This window comes from Aquibium pacificum (assembly GCF_040839445.1).
Lineage (GTDB): Bacteria > Pseudomonadota > Alphaproteobacteria > Rhizobiales > Rhizobiaceae > Aquibium > Aquibium pacificus.
The window spans coordinates 192,833-215,008 of record NZ_JBDPGJ010000006.1 but is presented as its reverse complement, the minus strand read 5'-3'; the positions used below and the strand labels follow the sequence as shown (position 1 = coordinate 215,008).

Annotated in this window: 29 protein-coding genes and 1 pseudogene; 16 read left to right on the top strand and 14 right to left on the bottom strand. The window is 60.6% G+C overall.

Translation table 11 applies throughout. The features are described from left to right. The first annotated feature begins 12 nt into the window (after positions 1-12). From ABGN05_RS24545 to ABGN05_RS24525, 5 genes are all read left to right on the top strand, one after another. Positions 13-702, top strand: coding sequence for an SCO family protein (locus ABGN05_RS24545; RefSeq protein WP_367956656.1), 690 nt, complete (start codon positions 13-15; stop codon positions 700-702). Between the two features lie 132 nt (positions 703-834). Next, positions 835-1,581 carry a DsbA family protein gene (locus tag ABGN05_RS24540; RefSeq protein ID WP_367956655.1) on the top strand — a complete coding sequence of 249 codons (747 nt, stop codon included), beginning with the start codon at positions 835-837 and terminating at the stop codon, positions 1,579-1,581. Beyond that, positions 1,581-2,321, top strand: a complete 741-nt coding sequence (locus ABGN05_RS24535; protein ID WP_367956654.1) for a cytochrome c biogenesis CcdA family protein — start codon at positions 1,581-1,583, stop codon at positions 2,319-2,321. The genes ABGN05_RS24540 and ABGN05_RS24535 overlap by 1 nt, the downstream gene beginning before the upstream one ends. 580 nt (positions 2,322-2,901) lie before the next feature. Continuing rightward, positions 2,902-3,531 (top strand): ZIP family metal transporter, encoded by a 630-nt coding sequence (locus ABGN05_RS24530; protein WP_444876177.1) that lies wholly within the window; start codon positions 2,902-2,904, stop codon positions 3,529-3,531. Between the two features lie 6 nt (positions 3,532-3,537). Further along, a complete protein-coding gene (locus ABGN05_RS24525) occupies positions 3,538-4,452 on the top strand; it encodes a cation diffusion facilitator family transporter (protein ID WP_367956652.1) in 915 nt (304 codons plus the stop codon). A gap of 208 nt (positions 4,453-4,660) precedes the next feature. Here the strand turns inward: ABGN05_RS24525 and ABGN05_RS24520 are convergent, their stop codons facing one another. The 10 genes and pseudogenes from ABGN05_RS24520 to ABGN05_RS24475 all read right to left on the bottom strand — a co-directional run bounded on the left by ABGN05_RS24520 (position 4,661) and on the right by ABGN05_RS24475 (position 11,331). Then, the gene (locus ABGN05_RS24520; RefSeq protein ID WP_367956748.1) at positions 4,661-4,786 is read right to left on the bottom strand and encodes a winged helix-turn-helix domain-containing protein; all 126 of its coding nucleotides are present in this window, start codon (positions 4,784-4,786) and stop codon (positions 4,661-4,663) included. Between the two features lie 88 nt (positions 4,787-4,874). After that, a pseudogene (locus ABGN05_RS24515) lies at positions 4,875-5,003 on the bottom strand (IS630 family transposase); the annotation flags it as partial. A 12-nt stretch (positions 5,004-5,015) separates the two neighbouring features. Continuing rightward, positions 5,016-5,162, bottom strand: a complete 147-nt coding sequence (locus ABGN05_RS24510; protein ID WP_367956651.1) for a hypothetical protein — start codon at positions 5,160-5,162, stop codon at positions 5,016-5,018. 82 nt (positions 5,163-5,244) lie between these two features. Next, positions 5,245-5,973 carry a heparan-alpha-glucosaminide N-acetyltransferase gene (locus ABGN05_RS24505; RefSeq protein WP_367956650.1) on the bottom strand — a complete coding sequence of 243 codons (729 nt, stop codon included), beginning with the start codon at positions 5,971-5,973 and terminating at the stop codon, positions 5,245-5,247. Between the two features lie 84 nt (positions 5,974-6,057). Beyond that, positions 6,058-6,636, bottom strand: a complete 579-nt coding sequence (locus tag ABGN05_RS24500) for a hypothetical protein (protein ID WP_367956649.1) — start codon at positions 6,634-6,636, stop codon at positions 6,058-6,060. A gap of 61 nt (positions 6,637-6,697) precedes the next feature. Beyond that, a complete protein-coding gene (locus ABGN05_RS24495) occupies positions 6,698-7,360 on the bottom strand; it encodes a DsbA family protein (RefSeq protein WP_367956648.1) in 663 nt (220 codons plus the stop codon). Further along, positions 7,357-7,806, bottom strand: coding sequence for a disulfide bond formation protein B (locus ABGN05_RS24490; protein WP_367956647.1), 450 nt, complete (start codon positions 7,804-7,806; stop codon positions 7,357-7,359). Before ABGN05_RS24490 ends, ABGN05_RS24495 begins: the two co-directional genes overlap by 4 nt. An 18-nt stretch (positions 7,807-7,824) precedes the next feature. Next, positions 7,825-8,430 (bottom strand): SCO family protein, encoded by a 606-nt coding sequence (locus tag ABGN05_RS24485; protein WP_367956646.1) that lies wholly within the window; start codon positions 8,428-8,430, stop codon positions 7,825-7,827. Beyond that, on the bottom strand, positions 8,427-8,933 hold the full coding sequence (locus ABGN05_RS24480; RefSeq protein WP_367956645.1) for a copper chaperone PCu(A)C: 507 nt from the start codon (positions 8,931-8,933) through the stop codon (positions 8,427-8,429). Before ABGN05_RS24480 ends, ABGN05_RS24485 begins: the two co-directional genes overlap by 4 nt. A gap of 94 nt (positions 8,934-9,027) precedes the next feature. Continuing rightward, positions 9,028-11,331 carry a heavy metal translocating P-type ATPase gene (locus ABGN05_RS24475; protein ID WP_367956644.1) on the bottom strand — a complete coding sequence of 768 codons (2,304 nt, stop codon included), beginning with the start codon at positions 11,329-11,331 and terminating at the stop codon, positions 9,028-9,030. Between the two features lie 170 nt (positions 11,332-11,501). On the opposite strand from ABGN05_RS24475, the gene ABGN05_RS24470 reads away from it, so the two are divergent. Together ABGN05_RS24470 and ABGN05_RS24465 are read left to right on the top strand one after the other, a co-directional pair. Beyond that, on the top strand, positions 11,502-12,485 hold the full coding sequence (locus ABGN05_RS24470; protein ID WP_367956643.1) for an endonuclease/exonuclease/phosphatase family protein: 984 nt from the start codon (positions 11,502-11,504) through the stop codon (positions 12,483-12,485). 72 nt (positions 12,486-12,557) lie between these two features. Next, positions 12,558-13,061: a hypothetical protein gene (locus ABGN05_RS24465; protein ID WP_367956642.1), complete on the top strand. Its 504-nt coding sequence runs from the start codon at positions 12,558-12,560 to the stop codon at positions 13,059-13,061. Positions 13,062-13,172: 111 nt separating this feature from the next. Here ABGN05_RS24465 and ABGN05_RS24460 read toward each other — a convergent pair whose 3' ends face one another. Both ABGN05_RS24460 and ABGN05_RS24455 read right to left on the bottom strand, forming a co-directional pair. After that, the gene (locus ABGN05_RS24460) at positions 13,173-14,384 is read right to left on the bottom strand and encodes a ZIP family metal transporter (RefSeq protein ID WP_367956641.1); all 1,212 of its coding nucleotides are present in this window, start codon (positions 14,382-14,384) and stop codon (positions 13,173-13,175) included. Next, positions 14,381-15,511 (bottom strand): multicopper oxidase domain-containing protein, encoded by a 1,131-nt coding sequence (locus ABGN05_RS24455; RefSeq protein ID WP_367956640.1) that lies wholly within the window; start codon positions 15,509-15,511, stop codon positions 14,381-14,383. The genes ABGN05_RS24460 and ABGN05_RS24455 overlap by 4 nt, the downstream gene beginning before the upstream one ends. Positions 15,512-15,680: 169 nt before the next feature. On the opposite strand from ABGN05_RS24455, the gene mntR reads away from it, so the two are divergent. The 3 genes from mntR (at position 15,681) to ABGN05_RS24440 (ending at position 16,684) form a co-directional block, all read left to right on the top strand. Then, the gene (gene mntR, locus ABGN05_RS24450; RefSeq protein ID WP_367956747.1) at positions 15,681-16,130 is read left to right on the top strand and encodes a manganese-binding transcriptional regulator MntR; all 450 of its coding nucleotides are present in this window, start codon (positions 15,681-15,683) and stop codon (positions 16,128-16,130) included. 152 nt (positions 16,131-16,282) lie between these two features. Beyond that, positions 16,283-16,450 carry a hypothetical protein gene (locus tag ABGN05_RS24445; protein ID WP_367956639.1) on the top strand — a complete coding sequence of 56 codons (168 nt, stop codon included), beginning with the start codon at positions 16,283-16,285 and terminating at the stop codon, positions 16,448-16,450. Positions 16,451-16,486: 36 nt separating this feature from the next. Then, entirely contained in the window at positions 16,487-16,684 is a 198-nt protein-coding gene (locus tag ABGN05_RS24440) for a DedA family protein (RefSeq protein WP_367956638.1), read from the top strand. 4 nt (positions 16,685-16,688) lie between these two features. On the opposite strand, the gene ABGN05_RS24435 is transcribed toward ABGN05_RS24440, so the two are convergent. Continuing rightward, on the bottom strand, positions 16,689-17,102 hold the full coding sequence (locus ABGN05_RS24435; RefSeq protein WP_367956637.1) for a MerR family transcriptional regulator: 414 nt from the start codon (positions 17,100-17,102) through the stop codon (positions 16,689-16,691). 148 nt (positions 17,103-17,250) lie between these two features. On the opposite strand from ABGN05_RS24435, the gene ABGN05_RS24430 reads away from it, so the two are divergent. Both ABGN05_RS24430 and ABGN05_RS24425 read left to right on the top strand, forming a co-directional pair. Beyond that, positions 17,251-17,766, top strand: a complete 516-nt coding sequence (locus tag ABGN05_RS24430) for a copper chaperone PCu(A)C (protein WP_367956636.1) — start codon at positions 17,251-17,253, stop codon at positions 17,764-17,766. Between the two features lie 230 nt (positions 17,767-17,996). Then, positions 17,997-18,653: a transglutaminase-like cysteine peptidase gene (locus ABGN05_RS24425; RefSeq protein ID WP_367956635.1), complete on the top strand. Its 657-nt coding sequence runs from the start codon at positions 17,997-17,999 to the stop codon at positions 18,651-18,653. Between the two features lie 209 nt (positions 18,654-18,862). On the opposite strand, the gene ABGN05_RS24420 is transcribed toward ABGN05_RS24425, so the two are convergent. Further along, entirely contained in the window at positions 18,863-19,093 is a 231-nt protein-coding gene (locus ABGN05_RS24420) for a hypothetical protein (protein WP_367956634.1), read from the bottom strand. 179 nt (positions 19,094-19,272) lie between these two features. Here ABGN05_RS24420 and ABGN05_RS24415 point away from each other — a divergent pair, with 179 nt between their 5' ends. The 4 genes from ABGN05_RS24415 (at position 19,273) to ABGN05_RS24400 (ending at position 22,167) form a co-directional block, all read left to right on the top strand. After that, the gene (locus ABGN05_RS24415; protein ID WP_367956746.1) at positions 19,273-20,259 is read left to right on the top strand and encodes a hypothetical protein; all 987 of its coding nucleotides are present in this window, start codon (positions 19,273-19,275) and stop codon (positions 20,257-20,259) included. A 5-nt stretch (positions 20,260-20,264) separates the two neighbouring features. Continuing rightward, complete coding sequence (locus tag ABGN05_RS24410) at positions 20,265-20,603, top strand: hypothetical protein (protein ID WP_367956633.1); 339 nt, start codon at positions 20,265-20,267, stop codon at positions 20,601-20,603. A gap of 109 nt (positions 20,604-20,712) precedes the next feature. Further along, a complete protein-coding gene (locus ABGN05_RS24405; protein WP_367956632.1) occupies positions 20,713-21,459 on the top strand; it encodes a L,D-transpeptidase in 747 nt (248 codons plus the stop codon). Between the two features lie 75 nt (positions 21,460-21,534). Further along, positions 21,535-22,167, top strand: a complete 633-nt coding sequence (locus tag ABGN05_RS24400; RefSeq protein ID WP_367956631.1) for a DsbA family protein — start codon at positions 21,535-21,537, stop codon at positions 22,165-22,167. The last annotated feature ends 9 nt before the right edge of the window (positions 22,168-22,176 follow it).

Sequence of the window (22,176 nt, the reverse complement as noted above, 5' to 3'; positions counted from 1 at the left end):
CAGGAGGCGACATTGCTGACATCTAGAATCTTTATAGCCGCCGCGGCGCTTCTCATGCTTGTCCCGGCTGCTGCGAGTGCGCATTCGCTGGACGAGGTCGAGAAGATGCTCGGCGACGGGGAGAAGTACTTTCAGCAGATCGACAAGCCAGCCCCGGACTTCACGCTCCAGATGGCTGATGGTCGGACGGTGAAGCAGGCCGAACTCCGCGGACAGGTCGTCGTACTCAACTTTATCTACACAAGTTGCCCGGACGTGTGCCCCCTACACTCGGAGAAAATCGCGGAAGTGCAGGGCATGATCAACGAGACGCCCATGAAGGACCTCGTGACCTTCGTGACGGTGACGACCGATCCGGTCAACGACACGGCCGACGTGATGCGCGGCTACGGTCCCGCGCACGGACTCGATCCGGTAAACTGGCTATTCCTGACGAAGCTGCAGGAGCAGCCGGAAAGTTCCACCCGCGAGCTCGCGGAGGCTTTCGGGCATGGATTCGACAAGACCGAAGATGGACTTCAGATGCACGGAATCGTCACCCATGTGATCGATGGCGAAGGCCGCTGGAGGGCGAATTTCCACGGCCTGAAGTTCCAGTCGATCAATCTCATCACCTTCGTGAACGCCCTGACCAACGGGTCTGTCCCGAAGCACGGACACGGAAGGAGGAGCTGGTGGGAAAGGGTAACAGATTACTTTTGATCGCCGCCAAGGTTAAGATAAATCGCAAAAGCACTGGAGCGGCGAATGCCTGAGGCAACATGCACATCGCGGAAACTGATCGGGTGGTCGGTCGCAGCTCTGCTCTTGGTCGGGGCAGGAGGAGCCTGGTATATGCTCGATCCCGGCTTCCAGCGTGCTCGCGCGCAATCGGATGTTGTAACGGAAGCGCCCGACGACGAGTTCGGCCAGCGGGTCCGCGACTATCTGCTCGCCAATCCGGAGGTCATCGTAGAGGCGATGCAAACGCTGGAGGCGCGCCGCCAGCAGGCGGAGGAGAGCGAGGCGCAGTCCGTCCTCGAAGCGCGGGTAGATGACGTTTTCAATGATCCGGAGAGTCCCGTCGGCGGGAATCCGGACGGGGACGTCACCATGGTCGAGTTCTTCGACTATAATTGCCCCTATTGCCGTCAGGTCGCGCCGGTCATGATCGACGCCGAGGCAGACGATCCCGAACTCAGGATCGTCTACAAGGAGTTCCCAATCCTTGGACCGGGATCGATCTTCGCGGCGAAGGCCGCGCTCGCGGCCGACCGTCAGGGACGCTATGTCGAGTTCCACAAAGCGATGATGAATGCGAGCGGTCGTGTCGACGAGGCGCTCACGCTGTCGATCGCGGAGGAGGCCGGCCTCGACATCGAGCGGCTCAAGCAGGACATGAAGGATCCCGCCGTTCAGGCGGAAATCGACGGCAACGTCGAATTGGCCCAGGCAATGCGGATCAACGGAACGCCCGCTTTCGTAATCGGTGACGAAATCCTCCGCGGCGCCACGGATCTGGGGACGATGACCAGGCTGATTGACAAAGCGAGGAGCGACGGCAAGGCCACCATGCCTACAGCGAAGGGCGACGCTGACTGATGCCGGAACTGTCCAATATCGGTATGCTGACCGTCTTTGCGGCCGGGATCATTTCGTTCCTATCTCCTTGCGTGTTGCCGCTCGTTCCGGGCTATGTCTCCTATGTCGCGGGGCGGTCCGCCGCCGGCATCGGGCCCTCAGGCGCCGTCGCGGTGCGCATGCCCGCGGTCATTCTGGGCCTGTGTTTTGTGCTCGGCTTCTCGACTGTTTTCATTGTGCTCGGAGCAAGCGCGACGGCACTCGGGCAGATGCTGATCAGCTACCGTTATGAGCTGAACTTCGTCGGCGGAGCGATCGTCATCCTGTTTGGGCTGTTCGTCACGGGTCTCATTCGTTTCCCCTGGATGATGCGTGAAGCTCGCTTCCATTCCGATCTGCCCGGCGGAGGAGCGACGTCGGCCTATGTTCTCGGCCTGGCGTTTGCCTTCGGCTGGACCCCTTGCATTGGCCCGATCCTCGGAGCGATCCTCACGGTCGGCGCGGCGTCGGCCACAGTCGCGGAAGGAGTGCTTCTTCTCGCGATCTACTCACTGGGTCTTGGCGTACCGTTTCTACTTGCGGCTTTATTCACGGACGCGCTGGCGTGTCGGCTACGTGGTTTCGGCAGGGTGGGTAGGATTCTGAGAATCTTCGCCGGGGCGATCATGATCTTGATGGGCGTCGCCATGATCACCGGGCAGTTATCGGCGTTCTCGTTCTGGCTACTCGAGAATTTCCCTTTGCTGGCCAGGATTGGGTGACGGACTGCCCTGCCGTTCTCCTTATGACTGGCCCGAGAGGTTCAAACCTTGAATAGTATCGATCGAGCTCGAAACTCGCCGCCCTACTGAGAGCCCTCTTGAACCTCTAGTTGCTGTAGCTCCTATCTTCATATCAAACTGCTGGTTCAGAGCAAAAAATTAGCGGACCACGATCCCTAGCACGCGCATCACTCATGCTACGGATCGACAGCAATAGGCTCTGCGGTAGCAGTGAGCAGTTTGGGAACGGGATGCTGCGAAGCGAAGTTCTCTTATTGGCGGGCTCGGCGGAGCCGATGAGTGACGACACTGTACACAGCTATCGGCTTTGAGGTCGGAGGCGAGGAGCATTTGGAATTCGATTTTATCGGCGATATCGGCCATTCGTGGCGCACAATGTGAATTATCCGCGAAAACATCAGCCGGCGCTGATCGTGTTCGCCGACGTGACGCGCCAGTATTAGGTCCAAGGACAGGGGCTTGGGGGCATGCAGACCGAAACGTACAGAGCTAGGGCGGAATGACGGCGGCCTGGGTTTACACACTCGTACCTGCAGTTCTTGCGGTGCTAGCAGCTTCGATGGCTGTCTGGGTACGTCCTGGTCCGCAGGCGATCAGCGCGATCCAGCACTTTGCCGCCGGTGTAATCTTTGCTGCCGCGGCAGGAGAGATATTGCCCGACATCAAGCATCAAGGGTCAGTCGTTGCGACCTTCGTAGGAGGGGTCGCCGGGGTTGCAACGATGTTGCTCATCAAAGAACTTGAGCGATTCATAAAGGGCCGGGCAGGCCTTCTTGCGACGATTGGGATCGACATCCTGATCGACGGTTTGGTGCTAGGAATCGGCTTTGCAGCAGGCGCTAAAGCGGGGCTGTTGCTGACCATCGCGCTGTCGCTTGAGGTTGTGTTCCTGGGGCTAGCGTTGACAACGGGACTGACCGCCGCGGGCTGGACCCGCCGGCGAATCATCGCCGTTACGGCCGGTTTAATGGCGCTGATGCCGATCGGCGCGGTGCTTTCCGCACCTGTCACCGCACTCTCTGCACCGGTGGTCACCGGCTTTCTTGCGTTCGGCCTTGTCGCGCTGCTCTACCTAGTGACCGAGGAACTGCTGGTCGAGGCGCATGAAACGCCGGATAGGCCTTGGGTGGCGGCGCTGTTTTTCGCAGGCTTCTTGCTGCTCCTGTTGCTCGAAGAGACGATCGGATGACCCACCATGCCGCATAACCACGACCACGCGCATCTGGACCCTGATTCAGGCGACAAACGTGTCGCCATCGCGATCTGGGCGAACGGCGTCCTGACTGTCGCGCAAGTCGCAGGTGGGATTTTTGCGGGCAGCCTGGCGCTGATTGCTGATGCACTGCACAATTTCTCAGACATGGCGTCGTTGGTGATCGCTTTCGGAGCGCGAAAGATCGCCCGCCGCCCGGCGGATGCCCGGATGACCTTCGGCTACGCGCGGGTCGAGATCGTGGCGGCGTTGATAAATTACACCACGCTGATCCTGATCGGTTTCTATTTGATCTACGAAGGTGGGATGCGGACGATCGATCCACCCGAGGTGAAGGGCTGGTACGTGGTCATCCTCGGCGGCGTGGCGCTCGTGATCGACACACTGACGGCCCTGCTCACCTACTCGATGCAAAAGGGCAGCGTTAACATCCGGGCGCTCTTCCTTCACAACCTCAGCGATGCGCTCGCCTCGGTCGCGGTGATTGTGGGAGGCACGCTCATCATCTTATACGACATTCGTTGGGTTGACCCAGCGATCACGATCCTGATCGCGCTCTACATCCTCTATCTCGCCTTCACAGAAATCGGCGGCACCATTCGCATTCTCATGTTGGGCAGCCCGCCAGACATCGACACCGACCGGGTCATAAATGCGGTGGCTGAGGTGGACGGAGTAGAGGAAGTTCATCACGCGCATTTTTGGCAGATGCAGGAACACGCCGCCGCGCTCGACACCCATATCGTAATCAGCCCCGGCCGGTGGGACGACATCGAGAACATTAAGAGCGCGATCAAGGCGCGACTGAAGGACGAGTTCGGCGTCGAGCACTCGACGCTAGAATTTGAACGGCCCGACCGCAAGCACGAAGATACGCAAAAGTACGGCCATGGATAGAAAAAGTAGAATTGTCGGCGAAGGGTAGCGCAAGTGCTGAGCCACCCCCGGTGCCGGGCAGATGGCGCCGAACAGGTAGGCGCTCTTGTAGCGCTGGTCGGCGGGCTGGATCGGTCGCGTGCCGCGCCGCGAACACTGCTCACAAGACCATTCTTCTGGCGGGTCCGCGCCTCGTCCTGGAACCAGATCTCGATCTTCTGTTTGCGCGTCACGCCTGCGAGGTGGGCCGCGAGCGTGCGCGGGAAGATTTTTTGATCGCTTGGATGACCTCGCCATCCTGCTTGGGATGACGCGGCCTGGCGCTGACATGCGAGAAGCCCAGGGCGGTCAGCAGCTTGCCGATGGCGCGCTAGTAATACGCGACTCCGAAGCTGGAGGTCGACGCGTCGCCAGCGCACCACGCGGTCGACGGCGGGGTCCGGTCAAGTCTCCACGATCTGCGCCAGTTCCGCCTGCTGGGCGGCCGACAGCCGCCTGGGATTGCCGCGGCGGCGGTTGTCCTTCGGTCTGGCCGGGCCATGCGCGTTGAGGCGATGCGCCCAGTCCCGCCGCGTCTGCCGATCCTAGCCGCATCCGCCCGACTCATCCCGTCCAGCACCGCCGCGATCGACAGCAATCGCCGGCCCTTGGTTCGCGTCCTTCGTCGAAGCCGCCAGACGGTGAAGCTGCAACGGCGTATGGCTACGCTTGATCTCGATGATTCTCGGCATGGCGCAGGTCCTCCACGCCACCTTGGATCACGCCAGCATCAATCTGGAATCCCCAGAGAGTTACATCAGCAGGCCATTGGCACTACTCCAAGAGCCACCATGACAAAGGCAGGATGATTGCGAGCAGGATCGGTTGGTGTACCAGATAGATCGGAAGGCTCCTTCTGCCCATCCACGCGAATGTCCGGGCAAACCTGCTGGAATGGGCCTGGTGCACAAGACGGGTTTTGACAGGGCAGGCGAAGGTCCATTTTGTAGCGGCCATCCCAAGCAGCGTCAGGCCGACCCAAGGGAAAACCGGAACAAAGTCGTTACTGGGCGGGGGCTGCGCGGCAAAGCCGATCCAGGCCAGCCACCTCATGTCGAAGGTCGAGGATTCCAGCACGAGGGGCAGGATGAGAACCAGACTGCCAACGGCCAGACAGATCAGGGACGAGGCTCCGAGGAAGAGTGCCCCGATGAGCGACGCAACCGCGATGGCGTGGAGAATCCCGAAATAGACAAAGCTGGCTGGGAACGCGAGACGGGTGACGACTGTAATCGCCGCCGCCGCCAGGAGAATCGTCCCGAGGCGGCGGGAAAATGAGCCCCAACGGATCTCGCCACGGTGTGCGAGGACAAGACTCACCCCCACGAGCACCATGAATGTCCCGGCCAGGCTGCGGCCAAACAACAGCCATGCCGGGTGCCTTGCGACACCGTCGATGAAGCCGGCGAATTCGAGATCCCAGACGACGTGGAACAATACGACACCGCCGATGGCGATGCCGCGGATGATGTCTATCGTGGGAATGCGTTGCAATCGATCCAATCCGACCTCCCTCAAGCCAACCGGCAATCTACAAGCTCATCCCGGTTGAGGTTCAATGCACAGCGCGAAATCAGGTCGGTGCCGTCACATGAACGCGCTTTCTCCAGACCGCTGTCGCTGCGCGGCAGCCAGCCGCCATATGCCCCACCACGCGACCGGAGCGAGCAGAACAACGCTCGCCATGCCGGGGAAATAGGCAAACAGTGTGGGGGCGAACCAGGGGAACACGACGAAGTGTGCGAGTTCGGTGATGCCCGTGGCAGCGAAGAAGGTCCAGGCGAGATAGGTTCCGAACCGATATCCTCGCGCCATTACCCGTGGAATGAGCAACCAGGCTCCGACGGAGAGCAGAAGAAGAAGCACGACCTCCCAGGAAGCAACCTCGGATTTTTGAACTCCGGTTATCGCTGACAGCCTGTCGAAGAAGCCGGACAGGTATTCTTCGAGACGGTGGAGAATGAAGAGCGCCAGGGCGAGAAAATACGGGAACTCGATCGTGCTGAAAGCCACCGTCGCCGGGAAAAGCAGCCACAAGACGAACCCGCCGAGAAAACCGAAGGTGAAAATCAGTATGGTCCAGAACCCGAAGGCCGCATAACCGAGGGCGAGAACGGCCAGGGTAAGCAGCAAGGCTGTGAGCACAGTTGCGGGATGCTCACTCACAAAATTTCGCCATTCTCTGCTGCTTCCCGATCAGCGCTGTTTCCCATGCCGGCCTCCTTGGTCAGCCACCTTGGCGCGTCAGAGTCACTTCGCTCTCTACAAGGCTGAGGAGTTGTTGCGGACCGAAGGTCTCCATGCTCTTGCCGTTGACGAAAAAGGTCGGCGTCTGCTCGACTCCGAGTGTCTTGACATCCTTCGTATCCTGGTCGAGTGCCGACGCGATCTCGGCGGACGACAGATCGCCGCGGGCACGCTCCACATCCAGGCCAGCCGAAGCCGCCGCTTGCCAGGCGCGGTCGAGATTGGGATTTCCGTGCAACGCCCATTCGGGCTGGGCGGCCAGCAGGGCTTCTAACACAGGCTCGAAGAGATCCTGCTTGCGGGCCGCTTCAAGGATGCCGACCGCCTGATCCGACCCCTCGTGGAAGGCCGCATAGCGCAGGACGAGCCGGACATCCTCCGGATACTGCGCCAGGATATTCTTGACTGTCGGATAGAAGGCCCGACACGCTTCACAGGAGGGATCGAAGAACTCGACGATAGTGACTGGAGCATCCGCCTTCCCGATCACGGGCGAGTGCGGGCGCACAAAAACGTCGCTACTGTCCAAGCCGACGCCCACCTGAGCGTTGCGACCACTTCTGTCGTAATAGAATGCCGACGCTCCGAAAATTGCAGCAGCGGCGGCAGCAGCGGAAATGATGATAGTCTGTCGACGGTTCATCGGGAGACTCCAGGTCGGCACAAGGTGAGAAGCCCGGCTATAGCCGTGAAGCAGAGCAGTGAGATCAAAGGCAACGGCAGACCGCCCAGGATCGTCATTGGATCGCCCGAACAGGACGGGCCGTTGCGGGCACAGGGGGTTATGGCCTCCTCGATGAGGCCGAAATACAGCAGGGTATGGAACCCGGCGACGGCCATCCCAAAGCCTGCAAGCGGCAGGGCGTAGAATTTGATCGCAGGATCGAGCCTGAACGCCGCAATTCCGAGGATGATGGCGAGCGGGAACATGAACACCCGCTGGAACCAGCAGAGGTTGCAGGGCGCCTGGCCCAGAATCTCTCCGATGAACAGCGCGGCAAATGTGGCCGCAACTGCGATCAGCCAAGCCCCTAAAAGTAACCAGGAATTACGCTCGTCGACCGCTTGATTGGATGTCTTGTTCACCATGGGCTCCGGCATCCACCTCTAGCCGCTCGCCAGACGGCGCAGCTTCTGCAGCCTGGTTTCGCGCGGCTCGTGCATGTCGAGAATGCCACCGAAGCTTCCGTCGCCTTTGATGAGATATACGCCGGTGGTGTGATCCATCGTGTACTGCCCATCCTCCAGGGGGACCTTCTTCGCATAGACGGAGAAAGCCTTTAGCGCAGTCTCCGTCTCCTCGGACGATCCACGCAACGCGGTGATGCGGCTGTCGAAAGACGTCATGTAGCTCGCAAGCAACTCCTGCGTGTCGCTTTTCGGATCCACGGTGATGAACAGCGCCTCGAACTTGTCTGCATCCGCACCCAGTTCCGACATCAGGTCGGTCAGCTCGAACAATGTTGTCGGGCAGATTTCGGGACAGTGGGTGAACCCGAAGAACACGAGATAGGGCCGTCCGGCCAGCGACCGATTGTCGATTCGCTCTCCCTCGTGCGACGTCAGCGAGAATGGCCCGCCGACCCGCGCTGTTCCGGTCGAGGCTTCGGCGGGAGCCTGCGGTTCCGAGAACTGTGTCGATACCAGCAGGAAGCCGGCAAGTACAACGACTGCGCCCCACACACAGATGCGGAAGAGCCTGACCCGGTTCATGGCGTGTGGCCGCCATGATCGTCTGCTTGGTCCGGCTCCTCCGAGGCGTTCCTTTGCACCACGAACTCTACCCTTACAGAGCCGGCACGGGAGAACTCCAGCGTCGCCTCGATGCGTTCCCCCTCAACAAGGGGACGGGTGGGCTTGATGAACATCAGATGGGTGCCTCCCGGTGCGAGTTCGACGGACGAACCGGGCGCGATTTCTACGCCATCAGGGAGCGGACGCATGCGTGCTATGCCGTCTTCCATGGTCATCTGATGTATCTCGATCCGTTCGGCCAACGGTGTCGATCCGGCGATCAAGGTGTCCCGTTCCGATCCCGCATTGGTGAGCGTGAGATAGCCGCCGATGACGGGAGCCGCGGCCGGCGCGACGCGCGACCACGGATGGCCGATCCTGATATCGCCCGCCGAGAAGTCGTGCGCCAACGCGACGCAGGATGACATTGCGGCGATCGAAGCAACGCTCAGCGTGATGACGACTTTGCAGCTACGAAACACATTCTTCCTCCTTCTTCGTTTCCTTTGTTGGCGGCTTTGTGCGTCCAGAACTCCTGCCGCGCACAGTCCGCACATTGCCGCACATGTTTCCCGATCAGGCTTCGCGAATGCCCCGCCAAGCAAGGAGCCGCATGGCATTCGCCGTCACCAGAACCGTCGCGCCGGTATCAGCCAGGATCGCCGGCCAAAGCCCGGTCACGCCTAACACTGTCGTGACGAGGAACACGGCCTTGAGCCCGAGCGAGATGGTGATGTTCTGCGTAATATTGCGCATCGTGGCGCGCGAGAGCGCGACCATGTTGGCCACGTCCTTCACGCGGCCATGCAGCACAGCCGCGTCCGCTGTTTCCAGCGCCACATCGGTCCCGCTGCCCATCGCGATCCCGATGTCGGCCGCGGCGAGTGCTGGAGCGTCGTTGATGCCGTCACCGACCTTGGCGACGAATTTGCCTGAGGCCCGCATCTCGCCGACGATGCGCTGCTTGTCCTGCGGCATCAGTTCAGCACGCGCCTCCATCCCGAGCGAGGCGGCGATGGCCTTGGCCGTGCGGGCATTGTCGCCCGTCAGCATCACCGTGTCGGCGCCAAGTTTGGCGAGGGCGGCGATGCCTTCCTTCGCATCTTCGCGCGGCTCGTCGCGCATGGCGATCAGCCCGATCACCTCGTCGCTTGCAAGCAGGACCGACACGGTTTTGCCCTCGTCGTTGAGGGCGGCGATCCGTGCCGAAAGCGTGTCGTCGAGCGTCACCTTCTCCGCCGCAGCCCGCGGCGATGCGAGGAAGAGTTCGAGACCGTCCACCTTGCCGACGACGCCCTTGCCGCCCACAGCCCCTGCATCGGTAGCGCTCCCGACCGGCACGTTGTCGGCCGCTGCCCTCGCCAGGATCGCGACGGCAAGCGGGTGGCTTGAACCGCCTTCCAGCGCCGCGGCAAGCCGCAGGACCTCTTTCTCGTCACGCGCCACGCCGACGATGTCGGTCACCTTGGGTTTGCCCTCGGTTAGCGTTCCCGTCTTGTCGAAGGCGACGCGATTGACCTTGCCCAGGTTTTCCAGGACCGCGCCGCCCTTCATCAGCAGACCGCGGCGCGCGCCGGCCGAAAGTGCCGCAGCAATCGCCGCTGGCGTCGAGATGACAAGCGCGCAGGGACATCCAATCAGCAGCACCGCAAGCCCGCGATAGATCCATGTGTTCCAATCCGCGCCGCCAAGCAGCGGCGGGAGGACCGCGATCAGCGCGGCGACGACCATGACGCCGGGCGTATAGTATTTGGAGAAGCGGTCGATGAACCGCTCGGTCGGCGCTTTCGATTCCTGGGCTTCCTCAACCAATGCGATAATGCGGGAAATGGTGTTATCCGCCGCCGCTGCGGTGACACGAACCCGAAGCACGCCTTCCTGGTTCACTGTTCCCGCAAATACCTTGTCTCCGACCTCCTTGCGCTTGGGGACGGACTCGCCCGTCACCGGCGCTTCGTCGACAGCGCTCTCGCCGGATTCGACGATGCCGTCCGCCGGCACGCGGTCGCCTGGGCGGACAAGCACGACCGAATCGACTGTTAGGCTGTCTGCCGGAACGGTCTCCGTCGTCCCGTCGCGTTCCAGAAGCGCGGTCCTAGGCATCAGCGTCGCCAGCGCGCGGATCGAGGCACGCGCGCGTCCGGTCGCGATGCCTTCGAGCAGTTCGCCGATCAGGAACAGAACAACGACAACCGCGGCCTCCTCGGCCGCATCGATGATGACGGCGCCCACGGCCGCGACGGTCATCAAGGTCTCGATAGAGAACGGGCTGCCGTTCATGGCTCCGGACAATGCGCGCCGTGCGATGGGAATGAGGCCCACCGCCATGGCCACGATGAAACCCCAGGGCTGCGTCTGCGGATAAAGCTGGCCAATCCCAAAGGCGACCGCCAGCGCGACGAAGCAGACAATGGTCAGCCTTGCCTTTGAGGTGTTCCACCAGGGGCCATCCTGCGGACCGTGATCGTGACCATGCATGCCTTCCAGTGCGTCCGGTTTCTTCTCCGGCGCTGTTTCGTCCGCACCAAGTTGAGCATTCTTTCCGTGGTCGTGGTCGTGGTCATGTTTGGGGTCATGCGCACCGTGGTCATGGCTGCAGCCCGAGCCATGGTCGCTGTGTTCGGCCTCGACGATCGACGCGCCCTTTGCCGTAGTCGGCGCGATCGGCGCCGCCTTGTAGCCGAGGCTGCCGACCTTGCGCGCGAGCGCTTCCAGGTCGACCGTATCACCATGCTTCACCGTCATCGTGCCTGCCACGACGGAAACGCTGACATCGGCGACATCGGGAATGCGTCGGACCGCCTTGTCGATCTTGGCGGCGCAACTCGCGCAATCCATGCCCTCCACCCTGAAGCGGGTCTGGCGTTCTGCAGCGGTCATCCGTCCTACTCCTGTATCCTGGAAGCAGACGCATACGACCTCTAGCAGCTAGAGGGTCAAGACCTTTTGTTCATGAATCTCCCCCACCGTGCGCCAGATTGGCTCATTGGCAAAACAAGGCTTCTCTAGAAGAGTCCTGTTCCCGAGGAGCCGTTGTCAGAGATGGAAAATTGCTCTCATTCTCGTTGGGCCGTCAGATTTACAGACTCTGCTTTATTGTTGTCGTCACCGTCCAGCTCGGCTTTTCCGCAGCAATGCTGATTTCGATGGGGCTGTCCCGCTACCTTTGGGTCGCCGATCTTGCCAATTTCATACGACCCCACCTTCTGGTGGCTGGCATCGTGCTTTTTGTTGTCGGCCTGATACTGCCGCGGCGATCGACGAAAATCGCTGGAGCCGCTGCGCTTTTGGCGGCGGCCATTCCCTTTCTTCTCCTGCCAACACCGGCACCGTCAACCGCCGGAACGCCCATCAGCGTCGTCGCTGCCAACGTCTATGTCGACAATCCTGACCCGGCGGATTTTCTGGCGATCCCCGCTGTCGGGAGTGCGGACATCCTCGTGCTGCAGGAAGTGACGCCGCGCTGGCAGGACGCGTTGCTGGCCAGCGGCAGATGGACCTTCGAGAGCAGCCGCGACCTCGAAGGCAACACCGACATGAAGCTGTTCAGCCGCTTCCCCATCCTGGACGCGCGGACGGTTTCTCCCGAAAGCAAGGATACCGGCGGCAGATATGCGGTTCGGTTCGAACTGCTCGTGGAAGAGCGCACCGTCATTGTCTATGCGGTCCATCCCCAGACGCCGAGAAGCACGCTTATGTGGAGGGAGCGAGGGGCGTATCTTCGCGACCTGGAGCGGGCGCTGAGAGTCGAACCGGCAGATGCGTCGGTCATCGTCGCCGGGGACTGGAACACGCCACCCTGGTCGCCCTTTTTCAGGGATTTGTTGTCCTCGACCGGATACCGGACGACAGACGCGCGATGGTGGCCGTCACCGACACGATTCAGCATCCGCTTGTGGTCTCTGACTCAGATCGGCACGCCGATCGACCGTATCGTCGTGTCGCCGAATCTGGGACTTAGCGAACTGCTCATGGGTCCGACGTTCGGTTCGAACCATCTGCCGGTCATTGCGCGCCTGTCGATCCCGCAGTGAAATTCCGATAGTTTGTCGCCGGCCGAGGTGAAACAAGACTGGCTTCTTTCGGTCCGCATGGAGAGGGAGACGATGAGGCCCAAGAATGCAGCTTATGCTCTTCTCATTGCGCTCGGAATGTCCGCAGCAGATGATGCGGCTGCGAGTTCTCCGACTGGCATTTTCCTGTGGTATCCCGATCAGGCGGGGCCGCCCTCCTCCGAGGACTGCGAAGCTTTGGTCAGCCGCGTGAGACCGTCACGCGAACAGGCCGAAGCATGGCTTTGGGGCCGCATCCCTCAAGGGACCGAGCTGGAGTTCTATCTCTTTCTCTCGGAAGACAGGATGGAACCGACCTTCTCCGCTGAGGGGGACTATGACACCGGCGAGTTGCGGCTGGGCAGCACGGTCGGCGACGAGACCGCCTTCAAGTTGATCCCCGACGATCATCCGTCGGTCACAATAAAAGGGTCGATTATTGCGCCAACGGATAGCACGGTCGTAACCGTGGTCCTGCGCAACGTGCCGACGATCGATGCGCCGGTCGAAAGAGTAACCTACTACTGCCGGTTCACCGACCAAGAAACCGAGGTGTAAGGCGAGACTGCAGCGCAGCGACTGTGATTCCGGCCCATCAGCGTCGTCTTTCCCTGTTATCGTCGGGCAAAGACCCAGCTTGTTAGTCGTTCACCTATTCGCCGAGGGGCATCAGATCTTCACGAGCATTGCCGTCAGGTACATGAACCCTACGCCAACGGCGAGCCCCGCCAACACGGGCATAGATCCGAGAGCGGCGCTGGCGCCTCCGCGATTGCGTACCAGCAGCGCACCAACCTCGAAGATGACCTGGAGGATCGCACCGGCGCCGATCGCCAGCGCCAGCGCCGACCATTGTGGTGCATAAGCAAGGCTGCCGATCCAGATGCCCATGACAGCCGGCCCGCCCGCCAGCAGCGCAAGAGCCGCAAATGTCCACAGTGGCGGCCTCACCTTCAGGATCGGGGCCGCGATACCGATTCCCTCGGTAATGTTATGGAGCGTGAAGCCGATCACAAGGAATGTTCCGAGCCCTGCGGCCCCTGCCGCGAAGGCGGCGCCGATAGCCAACCCTTCGCCAAGGTTGTGGAGGCCGATGCCGAGCGCGATGTAAGTCGCGAGCGCCAATCCCGTCGGGCTGCCTTGCCGCCGCGAGACCGCCATCAGGATGAGGAAGCTCGCCGCCGCCGTCAGCACGACCATGGTCTGGCCCTGGAAGATCGCAGCCGCCTGCGATGCGAACTCGAGCGAATCCTCCAGCGTGTCGACGATCAGGAAGCCGAGCAGGCCGACGGTCATGGCGAGCAGGAAATCCATGGTCGCTGGTCCCGCGCCGCGCAGCGCCGGGTAGAACATCAACCCCACGGCGACTGGCAGGATGCCGACGAACGCGCCGAGAATTGCCTGCGATACGAGGTTGCCTGAGGTAACGGATGGAGTCGCCACGGCTACTGGTATCGGGTGATCGAACGTCGCACCGGTGTTGGTGACGAACGTAACGAGATGGGCCTCACCGCTCACCCATGGAAACGGCAGGCTGACCCATGCCGTCTCGCCTCTGGCGATCGGCCCGGACGGCTCCTGCACGAATTCCCAATAGGCCGCGTCGACCTGTACCTGCGCGATCGTCATCGGCTCGGAGCCGCCGGCGCGGACCAGCAGACGCAATCCGTTGTGGTCGAGGATCGTACGCTCGACGGTCAGGGATTCCACCGGCGGCGCGCCATTGTCAAATCGGGCCAGAGGATTCGTGGCAATCAGCCACCAGATTGCGGCAGCCAGCACCGCGAGCGGCAGGATCACCCAGATCGCCGGCAGCCAGCGTGGACTTTTGCGCGGCGTAACCGCTACTGCGTTCCGGTCAGCCTTGAGGTGCTCGTTCATGACACGGCCTCAACGACATCGAACATCCCCATCCACCCGAGTTCGGCAAACTCGGACTGATGGGCGTGGAACATATAGAGACCCGGCTCGTGGTCGGCGAAAGTGAACTCAAGGATGCCGCGCTCTGCCTGGCACTGGGTGATCAGGTCGACCGTCTTTAGCGTCGGCGTCAGCGTCGTCCCCTGGTTGTAATAATCGAAGAAATTGGCGTGCAGGTGGAAAGAGTTGATCGGATCGAACTCGGTAACGTTGGCTAAGTAGATGCGCACCGGGCGGTGCCTTTCCACGCGGATCGGCTTCTTGGCGAAGCAGTGGGCAACAGTGTTGACAGCGTAGAACTCGTTTTCTCCATCGAAGGTGGTGTCGAAGGCGTTCATTACCATCGCCATCTCCTGCCAACGGACGTTCTCCGCCGAGCCAATCAGCCGAGAGCTGGCCACGTCGGCCATGTCCGGGTGCAGTTCCGGATCGGGGTCAATGATGAACAAGCCGTACATGCCCTTGTGGATGTGGCGGGCCAAGGGAAAGGCGTGGCAATGATAGAGATGACAACCAAAGGGCTTCGCGTCGAACTCGTAGACGAACTCCTCACCGGGATTGATCTGGCCGGCGCCAGGCACGCCATCCATACGCGCCGAATGTATGCCGTGGAAATGCATCGTGTGTGGGTGAGAGCCGTAGTTGCGAAAGACGATGCGCAGTCGTTCTCCTTCAACCGCCCTAAGCGCCGGGCCGGGTACGCGGCCATTGTAGGTCCATGCAGGGAACATTACGCCCGGCGCGATCTCGATCTCCTTATCCTCGACAAAAACCTCGAATGTGCGCAGCCGCCGACCATCGGGCAGAGTCGAGATTTCGCCGATGTACCAGTCGGTCAGCATGGCGGTGGGATCGAAACCGTTTCGGGCATCATCGACGTCGCCGACGGTAATCATCGCCCCATGGGCGACCCGATGCGCCGGGACGAGCGGTTCGGTGGTGGCCGATGTTGCCCCGCCGCCATGTCCCGTCGGATGAGAAGCTTGGCCAAGGGCGGCGCGGGCACTCAAGGCCGCGCCTCCCGCAGCGATCAGACCAGCGCCGAGAAATCCTCGACGCCTGAGATCGAACGGCAGCCAGCTTCTCATCGGCATCCCCTTTAGCTATTGCAATCAAGAGAAGCATATCACCTGAAAGATAGCAATGGCTATGTTCGTCGCTTACGTTTATTCGACCAAGCCGGAGCGCTTGGAATGACCTATAGCCTCGGCTAAGATGTTTCCTGATCCGCGTAATGTGTGGGACGAAAGAAGATTGATGGACGATCGAACAATAGCTGACGAGAGCCATGCGGGATTGGTGGATGCCGGCACGCACGTGGAGAGCTTCCGCCAGGCCCGCAGCAATCGACGAACCGAACTCCTCGAGGACTATGTGGAGTTGATCGCCGATCTGATCGATCACGATGGTGAGGCCCGCCAGGTCGACATTGCCCAGAGGCTCGGCGTCGCGCAGCCCACGGTCGCCAAGATGCTGAAACGTCTTGCGACAGAAGGATTGATTCAGCAGCGGCGCTATCGCGGAGTATTCCTGACGGAGGAGGGAAAGGAACTTGCACGCGTGAGCCGCGAGCGACATCAGGTTGTGGAATCCTTCCTTTGCGCACTCGGTATCAGCCCCGAGACCGCGCGGATCGACGCCGAAGGCATCGAACACCATGTCAGCGCCGAGACCCTCGACGCGTTCCGCGCGTACCTGAAGTGGTAGAGATCATCACGGTCGACATCCACGCCAACCGCATTAGCGGAAGTACAATCACGAGGTAGCGTCTACCTCGATGCCAACTTCGTTACCGATGATCGGCATGTCACCCGGCTGCAGCCGCGCTCATGTAGCGACGTGTCCCTGTTGGTCCTGCAATGGATGATATCGCCATTCTTGGCGGGCTATTCGCCGTCGCGTTAATCGCGGCACCGATTCCTCCCGCTCAGTCGGAAGCCGCGCTCGTGGAGCTGCTGGTAGCCGACCCGCACTTACGCGTGCTGCTCATCGCTGTGGCAAACCTCGGAAAGTACTTGCTGCGGTAGTCAATTGGGCGCTCGGCCGCGGCGTCGAACGCTTCCATGACAGGCACTGGCTCCGGTGAACCCGACAGCTTTCGACCGTGCCACGGGTGGTACCGCAGTTGGGCCGGCGCGCTGACAGTGACGGCCGGCATTCTTCGCGTCCCCCTGTCGAGCTTCCCGGTGCTTGCCACGATCGACAAGACGGCTCGATACATCGTGCTGGCGCTGGCGATCTTGGGTCTGATCGCGTCGTAGCGGCTCAGTGTTCCGTCTTGCACAACTCGTGATTCGCCAGCGACTGGATCACGTAACAATCCTTGACCTGGTCGCCATGGCAGCGTGTCGCGATGCGACTTAGCTCCTGCTCGAGCAGCCGAAGCTTCGCGATTTTGTCGCGGACGGCCTGCAATTGGCGAACGGCGATGTTATCTGCATCGGCACATGGAAGTTCGGGATGGGCGCTCAGGTCTAGCAACTCTCGAATGGCCTCGATCGTAAAACCCAGATCGCGCGCATGCTTGATGAAAGACAAGCGATCACGATCCCGTGTTTCATACCGCCGTTGATTGCCCTCTGACCGCTCGGCGGCTGCCATCAGGCCCATCTGTTCATAATATCGGATGGTTGGAACCTTCACACCCGTCCGACGCGACAACTCTCCAATTGTAAGCATGGCTACCTCCAGTCCCTATAGATATTGGCAGAACACAGCTCATTTGCAATCGTGCCGATTTGCCGCATGCTGGCATGCTCGCCAATCATCGATTGGCCTAAATTCTGGCGAAGGCTGATTTTCTCGATGAAATTGGGGGAGAGATACGATGAATTGGGCATTCTGCAGCGTAATTTCGGGTCTGGTCGTACCCCTCTCTCTCTCAGGTGCCGTGCAGGCCTCAGACGGACCTATCGATCATATCAATCCTCCCGCGGAGCTGATCGTAGAGCACGCCGAACTCTCAAAGGCTGGTTCGGATGGTGACAAGGTGGAAGGTTATGTGACCATTTGGAATGGGACGGCCGTTCAAGCGAGCCTAGCTTCGATTGAGAGTGCGGCGTTCGGCACCATAGTGATCCTTCAAACGGATTTTCGTACAGGCGAAACCAGCGTCGCCCCTGGAGTCGTGCAGATCCCCGGACACGCTGAGCTGTCGATGCGGCGCGGCGGCATTCGCCTTGCTCTGAAGAACCCGATCACCCCGTTTGACATGTTGGATGACGCTCGCCTCACACTGTTGTTCGACGGCGGGGAAGAGCTGGAAGTAACCGCCACAATCATTCGCGATGGGGAGATCCCCACCGTCCATCGCCATGGCGAAGGCGATCAAAGCGTCAACTAGATCGGTCACATTCACAACCCGCTTTGCGGTTGCCCGACCGTATCGCGGCATTCTTTTTGGTTTTGAACTGAATAAGCTGAACCGCGGCCGCAACTGCATGGTGAATGATTGATTGCCGTATTCCGGCAATTTCTATGATATTTTGATTATAATCTAACCTGCTGATTTTTCTGCATTTTGACTTGTTCTCCCTATGCTCTGCGCATTGTGATTTAGGGGAGAATGCAGAAATGATCCGCTTTCTGATGGTCGCGGTTGCGCTGGGGGTCTCTTGCGTCGCAGCATCGGCAAACGCCCTTCATTTTAATCCGACACAACCGGCCCTCGTCCGAAATATGCAAACATTCGGCGCCACCACCATGCCGGTTGGTTACTATGAGTACTGTCGCCGCTACGCAAAACTCTGCGATCGCGATCCGGACGGAGCAAGCGTCCAACTTACAAAGCCTCGCTGGCGAGAGATCGTATCCATCAACGCAGAGGTAAACGCGGCGGTCGCACCTTTGACGGACATGCAAATCTACGGTGTCGAGGAACGCTGGGAATATCCAACGACAGTGGGCGACTGCGAGGACTACGCCCTTTTGAAACGAAAGCGCCTGAACGAAATAGGCTATCCCCTCGGAGCTCTTCTAATGACGGTCGCCCGCGACTCCAAGGGCGGCGGACACGCGGTGCTGACCGTTGTTACCGACATGGGCGACTTCATTCTGGACAATATCGAGCAGAAGGTCCTGCTGTGGCGGGACACCGAGATTTACTATCTCAAGCGTCAGTCCCAGCGCGACCTGAATCGTTGGGTGAGCCTCGTCAATGAAGATGACCTCTTGGCATCGTCGGGCAAAAGCCAGGCTCCCTCTACAGCCGCCGCGAGTGTCAACAGATAGACCGCAGTCCCACCATAAAGCATCTCCATGGTGTTATGCCCAAGCCCGATGCAAACGAGCCAGAATACGGTGGCGAGCACAACATAGGCCGTCGACCCGATGGCCACAAAAGTTCCCAGGCGCGAAAACATCGAGAACGGACCATTCTGAGTTCAGTGCCCGTCCAGCTTTCCACTGTCGGTGATGACAGGCCACTCAAGCCTTGGTGATCACTCCGAAGTTGGGCGTTGGGCAGGTGCGGGCGGTCCATCCTCACCTTGGATATGGGCAAAGCTGACCACGAACACCGCGACGACGAAAGCGGCCAGCGACAGGGCGATCACAACATTCCATCGCGCCCTTTTGCGCATGAGGGTTCGCGTGTCTTCAGCGCTGATCCGATCCAATGCATAGGGCATGGTTTGCCTTGAAACCCTCGAGGATGATGCAAAGTCCGCCATGTAGCTCATCCTTGCGGCGATAAGGAGACCTCATTGCTGCGGTTTTTTGCCGCTCGCGAAGAGTTTGGCGGCAACCTCATCTTAACTATGATAAGTCGAAACTGAGAAAACTTGGCTAGCGGGCTGGAAGCTGCGCAAGAGAATGCACTGGAACGAGAAGAATGCTGCAGGCGATCAGGATGGTTGGGATCGGTGTGCTCGCACTTGTGCTGAGCGCATGTGTCTCGACCGTGCTCGACGTTGACGTCAAGGCGACACAGCCCATTCCGGCGGCGCTCGTCGCCGAGATGTCTCGGAAATCGATGTCGCCGTCCGCGCCGATCCTGATCAGGATTTTCAAGCAGGAAAGCGAGCTGGAGATCTGGAAGCGCGACCGCACAGGTCGGTTCGCCCTCCTGAAAACTTACCCGATGTGCCGCTGGTCGGGAAAGCTGGGGCCAAAGACCCGGAATGGAGACCGTCAGGCGCCGGAAGGCTTCTATCATGTCAATGCCGGCATGCTGAACCCGAATTCCCAGTACTATCTGTCGTTCAACCTGGGCTACCCGAACAGGCTTGAGGCGGCACTTGGTTATTCGGGCGAAGCGCTCATGGTCCATGGCGCCTGCTCGTCGTCAGGGTGCTATGCCCTGACCGACGAGGGGGTTTCCGAAATCTATGCGGTTGCAAGGGAGGCGCTGAGAGGCGGCCAGAGCGCATTCCAGGTCCAGGCGTTTCCGTTTCGGATGACGCCGCAGAACCTGGCCAAGAACCGCAACGACCCAAACTTCGCCTTCTGGGCGGACCTGAAGCGCGGCTACGATAGTTTCGAAGTTAGTCGACGGCAGCCAAAGGTGTCCTACTGTGGCCGCCGCTACGTTTTCGACGCCGAGTTTGAGGACGGCGAGCCTCGCGATCCACTCGCGGCATGCCCTCCGGCCGCGAATTCGCCAGAGATGGCGTTTGCAGAAAGGACGCAGACCGATCTCGCCACTGCGGAGCGCCTGCTCATCAGCGGCAGGACGGTCTCCGCCCATGCGTACAGTGACGGTGGCATGCATCCCACATTCCGGAAGCTGCTGGAACGGAATGGAGAGAAAGCGCTGGCCAAGCGCACGTCGCTGACATCGGTACCGATAAGCCGCCCGGAGGCGGCGCTGGCCGATCCACATTCGCCGGAAGAATGAGGCGAATGCTCAGAACCGTCCTCGCCCTCCTCATGGTCTTTGTGATCGCTCTGCATATGGCCGCGCCGGCGTCTGCCGCCGGGGAAGGGACTGACCAGACGATCTCGGTTCTGGATGACATGACCGACAGCGGTGGGGGCCTCGATCGACCGGACGGACGCGACGACTCCTCTCAGCCGCCGGCTCACGCCACGACGAAGTGTCACGATCAGTGTCATGGGTTCACCGTCTGGCTTTCGCAGAACTTCCTGCGAAAGAGCCCGCTGCCGATCGAGAACCGCGCGAACGATTTCCCGCCGACATCCATCGCCATCGTCGTCCCACCGCCCAGACCGGTAGAATAGGCGAACGCGGCGGCAAAGGACCCCTGTACCTCGAGGATGATACTCGAGCGAACTCAGCATCCATCCCACAGTCGTAGCTCGCCTTGCACATTCGCTTCCATGCGAAGCGATGAACCCCGACCCTATTGCGAGCGAAGCTTTGACACAGACATCACGAAAAAAAAGTCCGTCCCGGCGGCAGTTCCTGACCCTTGCCGCGGCATCGGCAGGCGCTTTGGCCCTGCCGGCCTGCACCACCGTCAACTCACCATCGGTCGGGCCGGCTGAATCCGAACCGGCCACCGATACCTCATATCTTTCCATGTATCGGGCGAAGCCCGAGGAGGATTTTCCCATACCGGCGGTCGATCTGACCAAGGTCGACAAGCGCTTCTACCGACAGCTTGTCGACGACCCAACGGGCGAACGTCCGGGCACAGTCGTCGTCGATACGAGATCGTACTTCCTCTATCTCGTTCGCCCCAACGGCAAGGCGATGCGATATGGCGTCGGTCTCGGCCGCCAGGGGTTCACCTGGTCGGGCGAGGGCGTCATCCAGTGGAAGCAGCGGTGGCCCAAATGGACGCCTCCCGCCGAAATGATCGCGCGTCAGCCTGAACTCGCGCGCTACAGCGCCGAAAATGGCGGCCAGCCGCCGGGGCTCGACAACCCGCTCGGCGCCAGGGCGCTCTACATTTTCCAGAACGGCGAGGACACGCTCTATCGCCTGCATGGGACACCGGAATTCTGGACCATCGGCAAGGCGGTCTCCAGCGGCTGCGTCCGCCTCATGAACCAGGATATCATCGACCTCTACGGTCGTGTCGCGACGCCGACGCCGATCATCGTGCGCAGCGGGAGGGGGATGGTCGGATGACGCATGCCCGCAAATGAGCTTGCCTCTCCAGGGGCTAGAGCTTGCAGAATTCGAGCCTAAACAAGGAATCCGGAAATGAAACGTCGTAACGTCATAGTCGGCCTGTCAGCCTTTGCAGGAGCCGTCACCTTTCCCGCGCTGCTCGCGGCACAACCAACCCCCGACCAACTGCTTGCGCCGGGCGCCCTCCCGGAGAAGAGCTTCGGGGCCGAAGGCGCTCCCGTGACAGTGATCGAGTATGCGTCGCTGACCTGCCCTCACTGCCGGACCTTTCACGTCAACGTCTGGCCGGAGTTCAAGAAGAAATACGTCGATACCGGCCAGGTTCGTTTCATCATGCGGGAATTCCCGTTCGATCCGAGGGCATCGGCTGGTTTCATGCTGGCCAGATGCGCGGGCGATGACAAGTGGTACGCCACCATCGACCTGCTCTATCGATCCCAGGACAATTGGGCGCGCGTTTCGGACGGAACGGCCGCGCTGAAGTCCCTGATGGGCATGACCGGAATGGACACGGCTCGCTTCGAGAGTTGCCTGCAGGATCAGGCGCTGCTCGAACAGGTCGCGGCAGTTGCGGAAGCCGGAAAGTCCTTCGGCGTGGATTCGACGCCGACGTTTTTCGTCAACGGCGAAATGCGGAAGGGCGCGCTCAATCTCGAACAGTTCAGCGAGATCATCGAACCGTTGGTCGCTGAAGGCAATCAGTAAGGGAGGCTG

Excerpts from the sequence above, each read along its gene's own strand:
- ABGN05_RS24540 (WP_367956655.1), top strand. The coding sequence starts at position 835 with ATGCTCGATCCCGGCTTCCAGCGTGCTCGCGCGCAATCGGATGTTGTA.
- ABGN05_RS24535 (WP_367956654.1), top strand. The coding sequence starts at position 1,581 with ATGCCGGAACTGTCCAATATCGGTATGCTGACCGTCTTTGCGGCCGGG.
- ABGN05_RS24530 (WP_444876177.1), top strand. The coding sequence starts at position 2,902 with ATGGCTGTCTGGGTACGTCCTGGTCCGCAGGCGATCAGCGCGATCCAG.
- ABGN05_RS24525 (WP_367956652.1), top strand. The coding sequence starts at position 3,538 with ATGCCGCATAACCACGACCACGCGCATCTGGACCCTGATTCAGGCGAC.
- ABGN05_RS24510 (WP_367956651.1), bottom strand. The coding sequence starts at position 5,162 with ATGCCGAGAATCATCGAGATCAAGCGTAGCCATACGCCGTTGCAGCTT.
- ABGN05_RS24495 (WP_367956648.1), bottom strand. The coding sequence starts at position 7,360 with ATGAACCGTCGACAGACTATCATCATTTCCGCTGCTGCCGCCGCTGCT.
- ABGN05_RS24490 (WP_367956647.1), bottom strand. The coding sequence starts at position 7,806 with ATGGTGAACAAGACATCCAATCAAGCGGTCGACGAGCGTAATTCCTGG.
- ABGN05_RS24485 (WP_367956646.1), bottom strand. The coding sequence starts at position 8,430 with ATGAACCGGGTCAGGCTCTTCCGCATCTGTGTGTGGGGCGCAGTCGTT.
- ABGN05_RS24475 (WP_367956644.1), bottom strand. The coding sequence starts at position 11,331 with ATGACCGCTGCAGAACGCCAGACCCGCTTCAGGGTGGAGGGCATGGAT.
- ABGN05_RS24465 (WP_367956642.1), top strand. The coding sequence starts at position 12,558 with ATGAGGCCCAAGAATGCAGCTTATGCTCTTCTCATTGCGCTCGGAATG.
- ABGN05_RS24460 (WP_367956641.1), bottom strand. The coding sequence starts at position 14,384 with ATGAACGAGCACCTCAAGGCTGACCGGAACGCAGTAGCGGTTACGCCG.
- ABGN05_RS24455 (WP_367956640.1), bottom strand. The coding sequence starts at position 15,511 with ATGAGAAGCTGGCTGCCGTTCGATCTCAGGCGTCGAGGATTTCTCGGC.
- mntR (WP_367956747.1), top strand. The coding sequence starts at position 15,681 with ATGGACGATCGAACAATAGCTGACGAGAGCCATGCGGGATTGGTGGAT.
- ABGN05_RS24445 (WP_367956639.1), top strand. The coding sequence starts at position 16,283 with ATGGATGATATCGCCATTCTTGGCGGGCTATTCGCCGTCGCGTTAATC.
- ABGN05_RS24440 (WP_367956638.1), top strand. The coding sequence starts at position 16,487 with ATGACAGGCACTGGCTCCGGTGAACCCGACAGCTTTCGACCGTGCCAC.
- ABGN05_RS24435 (WP_367956637.1), bottom strand. The coding sequence starts at position 17,102 with ATGCTTACAATTGGAGAGTTGTCGCGTCGGACGGGTGTGAAGGTTCCA.
- ABGN05_RS24430 (WP_367956636.1), top strand. The coding sequence starts at position 17,251 with ATGAATTGGGCATTCTGCAGCGTAATTTCGGGTCTGGTCGTACCCCTC.
- ABGN05_RS24425 (WP_367956635.1), top strand. The coding sequence starts at position 17,997 with ATGATCCGCTTTCTGATGGTCGCGGTTGCGCTGGGGGTCTCTTGCGTC.
- ABGN05_RS24420 (WP_367956634.1), bottom strand. The coding sequence starts at position 19,093 with ATGGCGGACTTTGCATCATCCTCGAGGGTTTCAAGGCAAACCATGCCC.
- ABGN05_RS24415 (WP_367956746.1), top strand. The coding sequence starts at position 19,273 with ATGGTTGGGATCGGTGTGCTCGCACTTGTGCTGAGCGCATGTGTCTCG.
- ABGN05_RS24410 (WP_367956633.1), top strand. The coding sequence starts at position 20,265 with ATGCTCAGAACCGTCCTCGCCCTCCTCATGGTCTTTGTGATCGCTCTG.
- ABGN05_RS24405 (WP_367956632.1), top strand. The coding sequence starts at position 20,713 with ATGAACCCCGACCCTATTGCGAGCGAAGCTTTGACACAGACATCACGA.
- ABGN05_RS24400 (WP_367956631.1), top strand. The coding sequence starts at position 21,535 with ATGAAACGTCGTAACGTCATAGTCGGCCTGTCAGCCTTTGCAGGAGCC.